At 41.7% G+C, this 15085-nt stretch carries 12 protein-coding genes; 5 read left to right on the top strand and 7 right to left on the bottom strand.

Annotation, left to right across the window (positions count from 1 at the left end):
• Positions 1 to 450, top strand: a complete 450-nt coding sequence (locus tag ACFSQ3_RS06250; RefSeq protein ID WP_380868547.1) for a GatB/YqeY domain-containing protein — start codon at positions 1 to 3, stop codon at positions 448 to 450.
• Here ACFSQ3_RS06250 and ACFSQ3_RS06245 read toward each other — a convergent pair.
• The 3 genes from ACFSQ3_RS06245 to ACFSQ3_RS06235 form a co-directional block, all read right to left on the bottom strand.
• Positions 442 to 2262 carry a DNA polymerase III subunit gamma/tau gene (locus tag ACFSQ3_RS06245; protein ID WP_380868545.1) on the bottom strand — a complete coding sequence of 607 codons (1821 nt, stop codon included), beginning with the start codon at positions 2260 to 2262 and terminating at the stop codon, positions 442 to 444. The genes ACFSQ3_RS06250 and ACFSQ3_RS06245 overlap by 9 nt on opposite strands.
• A 247-nt stretch (positions 2263 to 2509) precedes the next feature.
• Positions 2510 to 3004, bottom strand: coding sequence for a hypothetical protein (locus tag ACFSQ3_RS06240; protein ID WP_380868543.1), 495 nt, complete (start codon positions 3002 to 3004; stop codon positions 2510 to 2512).
• A gap of 59 nt (positions 3005 to 3063) precedes the next feature.
• Entirely contained in the window at positions 3064 to 3687 is a 624-nt protein-coding gene (locus tag ACFSQ3_RS06235; protein WP_380868541.1) for a C40 family peptidase, read from the bottom strand.
• A 73-nt stretch (positions 3688 to 3760) separates the two neighbouring features.
• Between ACFSQ3_RS06235 and ACFSQ3_RS06230 the strand changes: the two genes are divergently transcribed.
• Positions 3761 to 4675 (top strand): EamA family transporter, encoded by a 915-nt coding sequence (locus tag ACFSQ3_RS06230; protein WP_380868539.1) that lies wholly within the window; start codon positions 3761 to 3763, stop codon positions 4673 to 4675.
• A gap of 32 nt (positions 4676 to 4707) precedes the next feature.
• On the opposite strand, the gene ACFSQ3_RS06225 is transcribed toward ACFSQ3_RS06230, so the two are convergent.
• Both ACFSQ3_RS06225 and mtaB read right to left on the bottom strand, forming a co-directional pair.
• Complete coding sequence (locus ACFSQ3_RS06225) at positions 4708 to 7872, bottom strand: carboxypeptidase regulatory-like domain-containing protein (protein WP_380868537.1); 3165 nt, start codon at positions 7870 to 7872, stop codon at positions 4708 to 4710.
• Positions 7873 to 7980: 108 nt separating this feature from the next.
• The gene (mtaB, locus tag ACFSQ3_RS06220; RefSeq protein ID WP_380870024.1) at positions 7981 to 9315 is read right to left on the bottom strand and encodes a tRNA (N(6)-L-threonylcarbamoyladenosine(37)-C(2))-methylthiotransferase MtaB; all 1335 of its coding nucleotides are present in this window, start codon (positions 9313 to 9315) and stop codon (positions 7981 to 7983) included.
• 216 nt (positions 9316 to 9531) lie between these two features.
• On the opposite strand from mtaB, the gene ACFSQ3_RS06215 reads away from it, so the two are divergent.
• Genes ACFSQ3_RS06215 through ACFSQ3_RS06205 form a run of 3 tightly spaced genes read left to right on the top strand, consistent with a single transcriptional unit; the run spans position 9532 to position 12654 of the window.
• Positions 9532 to 10353 carry a thymidylate synthase gene (locus tag ACFSQ3_RS06215; protein ID WP_380868535.1) on the top strand — a complete coding sequence of 274 codons (822 nt, stop codon included), beginning with the start codon at positions 9532 to 9534 and terminating at the stop codon, positions 10351 to 10353.
• Between the two features lie 33 nt (positions 10354 to 10386).
• On the top strand, positions 10387 to 10887 hold the full coding sequence (locus ACFSQ3_RS06210) for a dihydrofolate reductase (protein WP_380868533.1): 501 nt from the start codon (positions 10387 to 10389) through the stop codon (positions 10885 to 10887).
• 27 nt (positions 10888 to 10914) lie between these two features.
• On the top strand, positions 10915 to 12654 hold the full coding sequence (locus tag ACFSQ3_RS06205; protein WP_380868531.1) for a M61 family metallopeptidase: 1740 nt from the start codon (positions 10915 to 10917) through the stop codon (positions 12652 to 12654).
• 22 nt (positions 12655 to 12676) lie between these two features.
• Here ACFSQ3_RS06205 and ACFSQ3_RS06200 read toward each other — a convergent pair whose 3' ends face one another.
• Positions 12677 to 13417 carry a hypothetical protein gene (locus ACFSQ3_RS06200; protein ID WP_380868530.1) on the bottom strand — a complete coding sequence of 247 codons (741 nt, stop codon included), beginning with the start codon at positions 13415 to 13417 and terminating at the stop codon, positions 12677 to 12679.
• A 770-nt stretch (positions 13418 to 14187) separates the two neighbouring features.
• A complete protein-coding gene (gene atpG / locus ACFSQ3_RS06195) occupies positions 14188 to 15066 on the bottom strand; it encodes an ATP synthase F1 subunit gamma (RefSeq protein WP_380868528.1) in 879 nt (292 codons plus the stop codon).
• Between the last annotated feature and the right edge of the window lie 19 nt (positions 15067 to 15085).

Here is a 15085-nt window from a genome sequence, read left to right as displayed (position 1 = left end):
ATGTCATTAGAAACGACCATCAACCAAGATATCAAAGCGGCAATGATCGCAAAAGATAATGTAAAACTTCGTGGTTTACGCGCGATCAAATCGGCTATTTTGTTAGCTAAAACAGAGAAAACGCACGTAGAGGAAATCAACGAAGATGCGGAAATCAAGGTATTGCAAAAACTGGTAAAACAGCGTAAAGAATCTGCTGAAATTTATAAAACGCAAAACCGAGAAGATTTGTATCAAATCGAAGTAGAAGAGCAAGAAGTGATTGAAGCCTATTTGCCGAAGCAAATGGATCGTTCCGAGATAGAGGAAGTAATTAAAGCAATCGTTGCGGAAACTGGTGCTTCTTCGATGAAAGATATGGGAAAAGTAATGGGCTTAGCAAATCAGCGCTTAGCAGGTAAAGCCGACGGAAGCACGATTTCTCAGGTAGTAAAAGGATTACTAGCTTAATCCTAAATTGAATTTCTTACGCAAGGTTTCCAAAGCAGGGTTTTTGGAAACCATTGCTTGATATTTTTCTTGGGAGGTATACGGTTTCCTAATTTGTGTACTTTCGATCATTACCTCCCGAATTTCTAGTGCGTAATTTCTCAACTGCACACGGAGATAATTCAGCATATCCACTTTACCAAGCTTCATTTCCTCCATCTGTACCATATTCTCCACATCCACTTCAATAACATTTCCGATTAATCGCGGAACATTGGCGGACATAATGGTAAACAATGTAATCTTATGATCTTTTTTAATTCGATCTGCATAAATGTTCCATTTTGCCAAGAATTCGTCTTCTGAAACCGCAACGAACTCGGAACCCTGAACCAATTCGTTTTCTTCTTTCTCATCTGCTTTCGCTTCGAGAATGCTATTCAAATTGGGCAACAACTTTTTAGCAGGCATGGCTCCCCAACCTTTGCTGGCGGTCGCCAGCTTTTGCTCTTCGCTTGTTGGCGATGGAGTTGGCCTTGCAGTAGGAATAGAACTTGTTGAAGAAGAAACTTGCGGATTAGCCTCTTCATTTTTCTGAGGAATAGCTGCTTCGCGAGCAACTGTCGCATTAGTTATTGGCGTCGTATCGCTCTTCGGTTTTGCTTCCGGAGTTGGATTACTCGTTAGTTTTTTTTTTACATCAACTTCCGTTGATGTTCCCGATGCGCTCAGCTGAATGGCGGTAGAAATGTGGCACATTTTGAGGAGCGCCAACTCCACCTGCAATCGATGATTCTTACTTGTTCGGTAGTTGATTTCGCATTGATTTGCGATATTCAAGGCAGAAAGCAATAATCCGTTATTCAATTGCTGACTTTGCTCCAAGTATTTTTTACGAATGGTTTCCCCGACTTCCAGCAACTTCAAAGTGACTGGCTCCTTTGCTACCAAAAGATTACGCAAATGCGTAGAAAGTCCAGCCATGAAATGTCCACCGTCGAAACCGTTGGACAACACTTTATCAAAAATCAACAGCGCTTGCGCAGCATCTTGCTTGGCAATATGTTGAATCAAATCAAAGTAATAATCGTAATCTAAAATGTTGAGATTATCAATTACCGCTCGATAAGTCACTTCTTTATTAGAGAAACTGACGATCTGATCAAACATGGATAAGGCATCCCGCAATCCACCGTCTGCTTTTTGTGCAATCACATGCAAACCGTCATTTTCGTAGCTTATTCCTTCGTTTTTTGCGATACGCGCCAAATGATTGGCCATATCTTCGACCTGAATACGGTTGAAATCAAAAATCTGACAGCGCGACAAAATAGTCGGCAGAATTTTATGTTTTTCCGTCGTTGCTAAAATGAAGATCGCATAACTTGGCGGTTCTTCCAACGTTTTCAGAAAAGCATTGAAAGCTTGCTGCGAAAGCATGTGCACCTCATCAATGATATAGATTTTGTATTTCCCGGTTTGTGGCGGAATACGAACCTGATCAATTAAGGAGCGAATATCTTCTACGGAATTATTGGATGCCGCATCCAGCTCATGAATACTGAATGAGTTGCCATTCTGAAAGGAACGACAGCTATTACATTCGCCGCATGCTTCGGTATTTTCGGTTATGTTTTCGCAATTGATTGTCTTGGCCAAAATCCGAGCACAAGTCGTTTTACCTACACCACGCGGACCACAAAACAGGAAGGCTTGCGCCAACTGTTGATTGTGAATAGCGTTCTTAAGCGTGTTGGTAATATGCGACTGACCGACTACCGAATCAAAGGTGGCCGGACGATATTTTCGCGCCGAAACAATGAAATTGTCCATTGCCACGAAGTTACGTAATTAATTGACCTCCCACAATACGAAAGCCCGAAATTATAAAACGGAAAAAGCCATCCAAAGATGGCTTTTCGATAACTCAGAAAGCATGTTTCCCAACAGACTCAACTAACTAAACACAAGTATATAAAAACAAATAATCTACTTGTACAAAGATATAGCTGGCGTTTAAAGTCTGTGTTATGCACATATTATCTTATCAATTTTTGGAAATGCTAATACGATAAACCTATTATCGTGCCTGCGCTTCCGCAATCATTTTCATTACCTCGTCGATTGTTGTTTTTGCAGCTTCTTTCATTTTAGGATTTCCGGGATAGTCCGTATCCAAGGTCACTTCTTTCGATTTTTCTTTATACGCAAACTTCAGTATAAATCTCGGCGCATTAGGCTCACGTTCGCCCTCTGGCGTTGTCATGTCATCATCCACATTCCAAAAGCCTAATTCTTGTGCTTTGCGGTGCAAATACAACAAATCGTTGTCACGCATCTTCACGGTATCTTTGGCAATCGTGCCGTTTTTACGTTCAAACTGATAAATCTGCGTGGTCGAACTGTAATGATTGTTCAATGAATCCGGGGTTCCGAAAGTCAGTTCCACCGATTCAAAATCCGAAAAGCGAAATGGTGCATTTTTCACCATCGCTGAATAGTAGTAAAAACAGTAAATAAAAAATGGAACGATGATACAAATTCCGAGAAAGATACGCTTCCCTCTGTCCGACATAATATTTTATTGTAAAGTGCGCACAAAAGTACGCAATTCTACACAGAATTTAGCACTCGCTAAGCTTTCGGACTGCCGGCGCGTTTGAAATAGCGATAATACCAGGTGTCTTTAAGATCGGAAATAATTACTCCACGTTTCGTGGAAACGTGCACAAACTTACCGTTATGCAAATAAACACCGACATGATCGACATCTCGACCGCCAAAAGAGAAAAATACTAAGTCACCTTCCCGCAGTTGGTTCTCGTATTTCCGTTTGACGTTATCCGCCATATCACGCGATGTACGCGGAAGATCTTGGCGAAAAACTTCGCGATACAACAGACCAACGAAAGCGGAACAATCCATCCCTTTTCGATCGAAACCACCTGTTCGATGTGGCGTTCCCATCCAATGATCGATAAATAAATACAAATCGCTACTTTTCGATATCTCGCGGTTGCTTACACCCAGAAGTTGTGCATAATTATCGAACTTCTTTCCAGAATAGCTGATCGAACGCGAATTGCTGGCGTCCGAAGCCGGACCTTTTCCACCAGCTGGACGTTTTCCACTTTCCAGTCGATAGCTCCCTGCCGTCTTCTTTCTCGCTCCACAAGCACCTAACACTAACGATGCGCACAACAAAACAACGAGGTATTGCAAGGAGGATTGCGATTTGAAAAAGTTACGAGTGACCATCTTACAAAAGTATTTCTGTATGGATATTTAGCAAGTAAGATTTTTCCACAATTGTTATCTACTTTTGCTTTTGATGGAAAAAATTTGGGGTTCTTTGGCGGTCTTTTTAGGTGCAGCTAGCTTCGGTGTATTATCTACTTTTGTTAAGAAAGCATATAAGGCTGGGTTTACGCTGGGCGAGGTAACTGGCGCGCAGGCGCTTTTGGGCGCAGCGGCTTTGTGGTTGCTTTATTTGGTTCTTCGTTCTTTTAACGGATCAAAAACATACGCGGAGCCGAAAAAAGATTCACCTTGGTTGTTGGTCGCCGCCGGACTCAGCACCGGATTGGTCAGCGTGTTATATTACCAATGTGTCAATCTCCTCCCCGCTTCTATCGCTATCGTGTTACTGATGCAATACACATGGATCGGCGCGTTGATCGAATGGGTATTCTTTAAAACTCCTCCGACAAAACCTCAACTGATCGGATGTACTTTAGTAATCGTGGGCACGCTATTTTCGACTGGAATATTCGAGAAAGAAGTGAGCGATCTTTCCTTTTCGGGATTACTATATGGACTGGGAGCAGCTACCTCCTACTCGCTATTTATCATGCTCAACGGCCGCATCGGTAAAGATTATCCAACGGTGCTAAAAAGTGCCTTGATGGTAACCGGAGCTTTTATTTTGGTTGTCGCTGTGCTTCGACCTGTAGGCTTGTTGCAAACAGAAATTATTACACGTTTACTCCCTTTCGGCGCATTATTAGCCTTATTCGGAACGATTATTCCTCCTTTGCTTTTTGCGTATGGCATGCCAAAAACCGGCTATTCGTTGGGAAGCATTCTAAGCGCGGTAGAATTGCCGGTTGCTGTATCTATGTCGTATTTTGTATTAGGCGAATATGTCTCTGGCTGGCAATGGTTTGGCGTAATATTTATTCTGTTAGTGATTATTTTCATTCAGTTACAAAAAACAAAAAAGGCTACGACCGTTGTTGGATCGTAGCCTCGAAAAGTTGAGTAAACGCTATCTAAGAGTTAGAATGCGTAGCGCAAACCAAATTGCACTTGGTACGGATTGCCTGATGGCGCCACCCGACCGATACTATTCACGTTGTAGTTAAACTGCCCGTTGGTAAATGCATTTTCCTGTGGTAACGCATACAATGCGCGGCTTCCTTGATTGTAGAAAATCCCCCATTCTTTATTCAACATATTGGCAAAGTTGAAGATCTCCGCTGACAACTCGACGCTATGTGTTTTGTAGAAACGGAAATTCTTCGCTACACGCACATCGAAGGTTCCGTAGAAACTATTGATACCACCATTACGCTCCGCGAAAGTTCCGGCATATTGTGTGATGTAATCCTTCATGCTTTGGCTGGCTTCCGGATTATCCAAAATGGCCTGCAATCCGGTACGGATATTCTCCGGTGTGTTTGGACTGTTGGGATCGAAGATATATGCTAAATTATTGGCTGCACCGCCGAAATCTCCGCTGGTATTCGCTCCGGCCAACAAACTATATCTTGTACCGCCAACGCCCGTGTAACGTAAGCCAACTTGAACACCGTACCATGTTGGTAAGTTTCCGTAAGCAACTAATTTATGTCTAAACTGATTCGTGGAATACGTGAAAGCACTCAAATCGCGCGGATCATTTACAACGGCTTGAGAAAGCGTTGCAGAATTTGCTACGTTTCCATTAAATGAAGTATTGTCCTTCGTATCATTCCATGTATAACTCACTGTAATCGTCCCATCTTTAAAATAGTTATACGTACCATCCAAAACGACCGCATAGTTATTCACTTTTCCGATACTTGTCAATTCTAAAACGCGACCTAATTTATCCGACAGACGACCTTGTTGCCAATCAGGTTGTCCATTATTTGGAATGGACGCTAATGGTACAAACACGCTACGATTTCCTTCACTGGCCAACGTAAAGAATGGATCGGCAACCATATTTCGGTCGATGTACGTGTAATTGTTACGACCTAGCGTTACATAACCCGTTGCACTCACTTTGAAGCGATCGGTGATAAATCGTGTATAAGAAAGGTTGGCTTTGTAAACCGTTGGCACGGCTGCATTTTCACCCGTGTAATTGATGGTTGGAACACCTCTATTCAACACCGTAGGAATAGCGCTCATATTTGCGCGATATGCAGGAAAATCCACATTTGGCACATCAGCACCGCGAACATCTACTGTCGAGAAATTAGAACCGTCGAACGTAAGATTATTGATAATCATGTAATTGTTAATATCCGAAGCGAATATACCTGCGCCAGCTCTCAAGTAATCCGTTCCGTTTTGATTAATATCCCAGCTAAACTGCAATCTTGGCTGAACAATGAAAGAAGCCAATTTATTATCGGTACGAATCCCTAATTCTTGAAAAACGAGATCATTGAATTGTGCTTTCGGGTAACCTGCGTAATCCATGCGCAAACCTGCGGTAAACTCCATTCCGGATCCTAAATCTTTACGCATTTGGCCATACAAACCAAGATTCATAATTGTTCCGCGCACGGCAACATCATCTTTTAAAGGAACTTCGCGATAATAACGATATGCATTACCTTGCTCAAAATTATCTAAGCCTGAGAAATGGAAACGTCCGTTTACCTCAGAACCATAAACGGATTTGGATGTAGTCGTCATCAAATCAACCCCGAAAACATATTTCGCCCAATCGGAATCGTAGAATAAATTATTGGTCAATTGGATAATATTGTTTCTAAAATTCTCTTGTGCAAAACGGTGACCGCCTAATTGCAAATTGGTACGTAGCGTTCTGCCCTCAATTTCAGATTCTACTTCTTCCACAATCGCGCGCGGAATGTATCCTGGCGCAATCTGATTTCCTTGCGTACTATTCTGGTATAGATATAAGTGTTGTACTTTTAATTCATTCGTTAAACGAGGTGAAATAGAAGTACGCAATGTTGCTAGGAAACTATTATCAAAGTTCTTATCGTTACCATACGACTCCAACAAGTTGATGTTCGTATTATCCGCTAAACCAAGTGGATTATAATCGTAGGTTATATTATTACGGATAGTTAACAAGTTTTTGTCGTTAATCTGCCAATCCAAACGTAAAAATCCGGCATCCGAAGTTCTGCGCTTATCGATCGCACCTGTTTGAGGATCAGCTGATACGCCATATTTACTACGCGCTATATCTAGATAACGATTTAAAGTTGGTTCGGTTATAGCAAAAATTTCTTGATTCAGTCCTCCTCGAAGATCGGCGATCAACAACGAACGGTTATCCTGTTGGCGATCCCAAACAGCGAAGAAATGCAACTTATCTTTAATAATCGGACCGCCCAATGAAAATCCATATTGGTAAGTAGCATAATCTCCCAAACGTGGATTTCCCGCGATGTCGTACTTACTCGTCGACCAATCCGTTCTACCGAACATGAAAGCAGAACCTGTGAAAGTATTCGTACCTGCTTTTGTTACGGCACTTACCGTTCCGCCACCGCTACGACCAAACATCACATCATATTGATTGGTAACCACTTTGAATTCGCGAACCGCTTCCATAGAAAGCGAATACGGCGCTCCACTGCGCGCTGTTGTCGATCCGCCGGAGGTCGGGTTTTTCGAATTCATACCGTCGATTGTAAAATTGGTAGAGGATGCTAATTGTCCAGAAATAGCACCGCCCGGAGTTGCCAACGGCGACAATTCAGTTAATGAGGTAAAGTTCCTTCCGTTAACAGGTAACGAACGAATTACTTTCGAAGAGAATGCTGTCGCGGCGCCTAAATAATCTTTGGTATTTACCAACCCCGAGGCGTTTACTTCCACTACATCGAGGTTGGAGGTGGATGATATGATTTCCACTTCTACACGCGCCACATCACCCTGATTCAGTTGAATCCCAGTAACTGCGCCTTCGCCACTTCCGATGTGCGATGCTGTGACGACATACGGACCGCCGAGTGGCAGCTGTTTAATATCAAAAGTACCGCGGTCATTGGTAACGGAACTTGCTGTAAAACCTGTTGATTCATTTTTCACACGAACAGTAGCTCCCACAACCGGATTTCCCGATTGATCGATCACCTGTCCGTTAATAGTAGCCTGCGTGCCCTGTCCGAAAGTAGCTTGGATTCCTGTAACTAGAAACGCAACCAACAGCAAGATTGGGTACGCAATAGTTAGCTTCATCTGTGTCATAAAATGTCGATTAGTGTTGATTAACAATGCAGCAAAACTAATCGCAGGGGGTTAACTCAGCATAAAGTGCTGGTTAAAATTTTATTAGAAAGAAGCAGCTAGGTTAAATTAATGTACCAACAATTCTGGAAGTTCCTCCATGTCCATTTCGCCATTTTCGGTAACCGCCGTAAATCGCACGGGAACAATTTCGTTGACCAGTAATGGATCGTAAGGCGTGCGCACTTTTACATAGTTTTTGGAGAAACCATGCATGTAGCCGTTTTTTTCATCACCTTCGAAAAGCACATCGCCGATAGCCTCCACTTGCTCTTCGTAAAATGCACGACGTTTTTTCTCGGAGAGAATATGCAACATCTTGCTGCGATCACTACGTTGCGCACCGGGTACAGCACCTTCCATTTGGGCTGCAATGGTATTTTCGCGTTCCGAATAGGTAAAAACGTGCAGGTAAGAAATATCCAGCTCGTTTAGGAAGTTGTATGTTTCTATGAAATCTTCGCGAGTTTCACCAGGAAATCCGACAATCACATCCACGCCGATACAACAATTGGGCATCAAAGATTTAATTTTAGCTACGCGCTCCGCATACAATTCGCGTTTGTAACGACGGCGCATAGCTGCCAAGGTTTTGTTATTACCCGACTGCAACGGCATGTGAAAATGCGGAACAAATCGTTTGGATTGCGCAACGAACTCAATAATTTCGTTGGAAAGCAAATTGGGCTCAATCGAGGAGATGCGAATACGATCAATACCTTCCACCTCGTCCAACGCTTTTACCAAATCCAAGAACTTGTCCTGACGTTTTCCATCGCGAATCCCGAAATCCCCGATATTGACGCCTGTAAGTACAATTTCTTTTACACCAGAAGCAGCAATATCGGCAGCTTGTTTCACCAAATCTTCGATTTTGCCGGAACGACTTGCGCCGCGCGCCAACGGAATGGTACAAAATGTACACGAATAATCACAACCATCTTGAACCTTTAGGAAGGTTCGTGTGCGATCGCCAATGGAGAAAGCGGAAACAAATTGTTGGGTTTCTTCAATCGGCGCGTTGTGAACCACCGTTTTTTGCGTTTTCGTCAAATCGTTGATGTGCTCAATGATATTGAACTTCTCCGCAGCGCCAAGCACCATATCCACACCCGGAATTTCGGAAATTTCCGTTGGCTTTAGTTGTGCGTAACAACCAACGATAGTAATATATGCGTTTGGTGAATATTTCAACGCTTCTTTGACCACTTTACGGCATTTTTTATCCGCATTGTCGGTCACAGAGCAGGTGTTGATGACATACACGTCCGCAGCACTGTTGAATGGCGTGCTTTCATATCCCGCATCCTTGAACAAACGTCCAATAGATGAAGTTTCCGAGAAATTCAGCTTACATCCGAGCGTGTAAAAAGCTACTTTTTTGTTTGTCATTATCTCATCCATGTGCAATCCCTGCTTCTGTATCTCAGCCCATTTAGATAAAATCCATGTGCTTAAGATTTTGCAAAAATACATAATTTAAGGGAAATAGCACAAAAACCGCTATCTTCGCATATAGTGCTTGCTGACGCTAAAAAACAGCTAATTCCATCGAATTTCAAGTTTCAGAAAACAGCAAAATCGGCACCTCAAACACTTCTCATCAAAGGAAAACACAATATGAAGCAATATTTGGATTTACTGGAGCACGTTTACAAAAACGGCGTAGAAAAAACAGACCGAACCGGAACGGGCACACGAAGCGTTTTTGGCTATCAAATGCGTTTCGATTTGAAGGAAGGTTTTCCACTGGTAACCACAAAAAAGCTTCACACGCGTTCGATTATCCACGAATTGATTTGGTTTTTGAAAGGCGAAACAAATATCAGCTATTTGAAAGAAAATGGTGTAAGTATTTGGGACGAATGGGCAGATGAACATGGTAATTTAGGTCCGGTTTACGGTTCACAATGGCGTTCTTGGCCAACTCCGGATGGTCAGCATATTGATCAAATTGCCCAAATCATTCAGCAACTTAAAAATAGTCCGGATTCTCGACGAATTATAGTTTCGGCATGGAATGTAGCTGAAATCGGTAATATGGCGTTGCCGCCATGCCATGCATTTTTCCAATTTTATGTTGCTCCAGCGCAGCCAGAAAAAGGCATTCACAAACCGCAATTATCTTGTCAGTTGTATCAGCGCAGTGCGGACATCTTTTTGGGCGTTCCTTTTAACATTGCTTCTTATGCACTTTTAACGATGATGGTAGCACAAGTTTGCGATATGGAGGCCGCTGAATTTATCCATACTTTGGGCGATGCGCATATTTACAGCAATCATTTCGAGCAAACCGAATTGCAACTTTCAAGAACGCCGAAACCGCTTCCAACGATGAAAATCAATCCGGATGTGAAGGATATTTTCGACTTTAAATTTGAGGATTTCACCTTGGAGAACTACGAATTTCATCCACACATCAAGGCGCCCGTTGCCGTTTAATAATTCCATTGGCTAACGCCAAAACACAAAAGCATGAACAATACGCAAATCATTTTAATAGCAGCCGCTTCAGAAAATAACGTCATAGGAAAAGACAACGATTTAGCTTGGCATCTTCCCGACGATTTTAAATATTTTAAAAATACAACGAAGGAGCATTCCATCGTTATGGGGCGCAAAACCTTTGATTCCATGGGTAAAGCCTTGCCGGATCGTCGAAATATCGTAATCACACGTGATCAAAAGTGGAATGCGCCGGATGTGGACGTCGCCAATTCTTTGCAAGAAGTGTTTACTTACTGCCGTGATGAACGCGAAATTTTCATTATTGGCGGTGCTGAAATTTACAAGCAGGCACTTCCTTATGCGAATAAGATTCTTTTAACGCGTGTGCATACCGAAATTGATGGAGATGCTTATTTTCCAACGTTCGATCTATCGGAATGGAAATTGACTGATTCAACTTTCCACGACAGCGACGAAAAACACGCTTTTTCATTCACTTTTGAAGTGTACGAACGCATTCAATCTTAATTTTTTTCTTTACCACGAAGCAGTATAATGACCGAACAGCGCAAAACCACTATCAAATACGAAATTTCCTTTATCGAACCGCAAGCGCATTATGCGGAGGTAACACTAACATTGAACGGTTTTGAAACCGATTTTTTAGATTTAAAGATGCCAGTCTGGACACCGGGTTCCTATTTGGTAAGGGAGTTTTCGCGTCACGTAGAAGGTTTTCATACTGAAACTTCGGACGCAGCATCCATTCAACACGAAAAAATCAGCAAAAATACGTGGCGAATATTTAACAACGGAAAAAACGCTGTCGTGAAATATCGACTTTACGGCTTTGAAACATCCGTTCGCACGAACTTTATAGATGATTCGCACGCATTTATCAGTCCTGCTGGAACATTTTTCTACGTTGATGGATTGATAGATCATGCTTCTACGGTACATATTGATTTACCAGGTTATTGGACAAAAATATCAACGGGATTACCTGAAATCGAGCATCATACATTTAAGGCTGAAAATTTCGACATCTTATATGATTCTCCATTCGAAATTGGTAATCAAGATGTTTGGACGATTGATTGCAATGGAATTCCACACGAATTTGCAATGGTCGGTGGCGGAAACTATGATAAAGACCAGCTTACCGCAGATGTACAGAAAATAGTGGCTGAGGAAACACGCATTTGGGGATCAAACCCTAATGACCGCTATGTTTTTGTCACGCACAATTATCAACAAGCTTATGGTGGATTAGAGCATCTGAACTCCACCATATTAGCGTCCAGCCGAAATGCTTACCAACAGAAATTAAGCTACAACAATTACTTGACGCTGGTTGCTCACGAATATTTCCATTTGTGGAACGTGAAAAGATTACGTCCAGCGCCACTCGGCCCGTTCGATTACGAGCAAGAGAATTACACCTCCTTGCTGTGGATCATGGAAGGTTTCACATCTTATTACGATAATTTGATTACGTATCGCTGTGATTTCCGCGATGAAGAAGATTACTTGCAAACGCTGGCTCAGGAATTTAATTTGGTGTACAACCGACCTGGTTATGCGCTACAATCTGCCGGATTATCTAGCTTCGATACATGGATTAAGCAATATCGCCCCGATGAAAACTCAGCGAACACCAGCATATCCTATTATAACAAAGGCGCAATACTGTCCGTTGCTTTAGATTTGAAAATTATCGCGGAGAGCAAAGGTGAAAAACGTTTGGATGATGTCTTGAAAGCTGCCTACGAACAATTTTACTTGAAAGAACAACGCGGATTTGAAGAAGCGGAATTTCAGGCCTTAGCAGAAGAAGTTTCCGGTGTCGATTTGTCAGAAATATTCCGTGCTGTTTATGCCAATGGGGAATTGGATTACAACAAATACTTTAACAGCGTAGGTTATGAGCTAATTGATTTATTAGCTGAAAACAAAACGTTGAGCTTAGGTATTCGCACCGCAAACAACGATACACGCATTATCATTAAAGGTGTCGATCGTAACTCATCAGCTTGGAAAGCAGGCTTAAACGTGAACGACGAAATTATCGGCATCAACGGTGTTCGTTTGGATCCAGCAGGGCGCGAATTAGAACAAGTTCTTCAACATGGTGAATTAGGTCAAATTATAGAAATTTTAATCGCTCGCGATGGGATCATCCGCACGATTGCGGTTCCGTTGGCTTATAGCGATAAAAAATCCATCCAAATCCGACGTAATACGTCCGCTAAGGAAGCGGAAAAGGTATTGGGAAAACTTTGGTTGAAACGATAGTAAAGCCGACCGTGCTGATAAGTTATTTTGTCCTCACATCAGAAACTGGCTGTCGACTAACGTAAACAAGTGAGGAATCGGATGCACTATATACAAACTTTTCTTCCTCACCTTCAAATCGCTGTCCATCTGCTCCTACATAAAGACGATTTTTATCGTCTAAGTGCAGATAATTAAAATATCTTTTCGAAGGGAAGTATAATTCCTCTTCCGTATCATTCGAAACTCTGAATAATTTATTAGGACCGTGTAATAAAGATGTGCTTCCAGCAATCGGTTTTAAATTATTGTCGATCCGGTAAGTAATTCCGTCACTATGAACAACGCGATCTCGTTCTACGCGAACCGTGTCATAATGTTCATAGGTAAATCGTCCCTTACGACTCCATGTATCTCCATTATTGTACGAAAATAGAAACGGACGTTCGCCAAACTCTTTATCCCCACTTCCACGAAAACTTCCCAGCGCCATTAATTCACCATCATAAAGACTAAATCCGGCGATACCTAAACCTGCGTCAATTGCCTTTTTCCAAGATTTACCGATATCCGTGGTGATGTATATATTAAACATTGTGGCTACGATAAGTGTGTCATCAATACTTCCATGAATAGCAGAAACACCACGACCGTCGGTGGGAATACTTAGTTTCATCCAAACAGAATCTTGCGATTCTACATCCACCATTCCAATCGCGTCATCAGATTTTTGGCAACTCGCGAAAAATATAGATGCACATACTGTCAGTAATATTTTTTTCATTTTGGTTTCAGATTTGGTTGATCATTTCAACAATGATTGAGTCAAATTTATCCTATGATTGACTCTTATCTTCCTTAACTATATTTTGATATATAAAAGAATAAAACATAAACACATGGGAGTCGCTGCCATTAAAACATCTTGCGAAACTCATCGTGAACGCATCAATGACAAAAATAAACATAATGAAATTGAATATGTAATTTTCTTGAAAATATGAACATAAATAATCCACTAAACGTAATTATAAAAGATAAGCATTTAGATTCAAACGCAAGGGCAAGCACAACACAAAATTATACGTCTTTAAATTGGTTTCCAAAACCTCTTACCTCGGGTTCGCGATGAAGATTCTCCGTCGTTGCGATGAAGCATAGCGAAGCAATCTAACGATAACAAAAAATTGAAATAAAATCGCTTCAACGCTCGCTACATTTTCACAAGAGCACATTTATAAGTCCAAACCCGACCTAGTGTTCCGACTGCGGCCATTCGGCCAAAAGCAAATCCGTCAAAAACAAAAATCTGTTTAAGCGAAACGAGTTCATTTTTTGCTTAGGATTTCGTTGGACGGATAGCAGCGAGGAATGCAGTCTTGATTTAGCTTCGCTGAGCACTTCGTGGTTTTGCCAAACTTTTATCAAGAAAAGTTTGAAGTAAAATAGCTTCATCACTCATTAAACACTATCATAACTCCCATATTCACAAAAACAAAAAAGGTAGAAATCGATCAATTTCTACCTTTTTAATATACTTTGTTGTTTGATAAACTAGCTTGACAATGCCGCTGCACCGGAAACGATCTCGGTAAGTTCCGTGGTAATAGCTGCTTGACGTGCTTGGTTATACGACAATTTCAATTGGCGAAGTAAATCACCTGCGTTATCTGTCGCTTTATCCATCGCTGTCATACGTGCACCATGTTCCGAAGCGTGAGAATCTAAAACTGCTTTATACAATTGTGTTTTGATCGTTTTCGGAATTAATTCTTCGATGATCTCTTCTTTAGACGGCTCAATGATGTAATCCAATTCTTGAACCGGCTCATCTTCGGATTTCTCCGCCACTAATGGCAACAACTGTTCGGACGTCAAAATCTGTACGGCCGCATTACGGAACTGGTTGTACACCAATTCTACGCGGTCGATATTGCCTTCTTTGAATTCCTTCATGATCATGGATGTAATCAAAGAAACGTTCTCGAAACTTAAATCGCTAAACAATTCATTGTTGTTACCAATCACATTAAAGTTTCTTTTGCTAAAGAAGTCGTGCCCGCGTTTACCAATCGCTACAATACTTACATCGCCACGAGCAAACTGATCTGCATATTTCGCTGCAATTAAGTTATTCGCAGTTTTGATTGCATTCGCGTTGAACGCGCCCGCTAAACCACGATTGGAAGTAATCACGACGATCAACACTTTGGTCGGGATACGATCTTCCGTAAACGGAGAATCATTTCCTTCTACCGAAGCTGAAACCTGCGTTAAGATTTCTTTCAGTTTTTCCGCGTAGGGACGTAATTGCACAATAGCATTGGTAGCTCTTTTCAGCTTCGCAGCCGAAACCATTTTCATGGCTTTGGTGATCTGCTGTGTAGAACTTACCGATACAATACGATTTCTAACCTCTTTTAAATTCGCCATATTTAGATGTAAGATTTGA

Origin of the sequence: Sphingobacterium corticis (assembly GCF_042684745.1) — a bacterium.
In the GTDB taxonomy this organism is placed as follows: domain Bacteria; phylum Bacteroidota; class Bacteroidia; order Sphingobacteriales; family Sphingobacteriaceae; genus Sphingobacterium; species Sphingobacterium corticis.
Note: the sequence above shows the minus strand (reverse complement) of the source record. Positions and strands in the feature narration are given on the sequence as shown.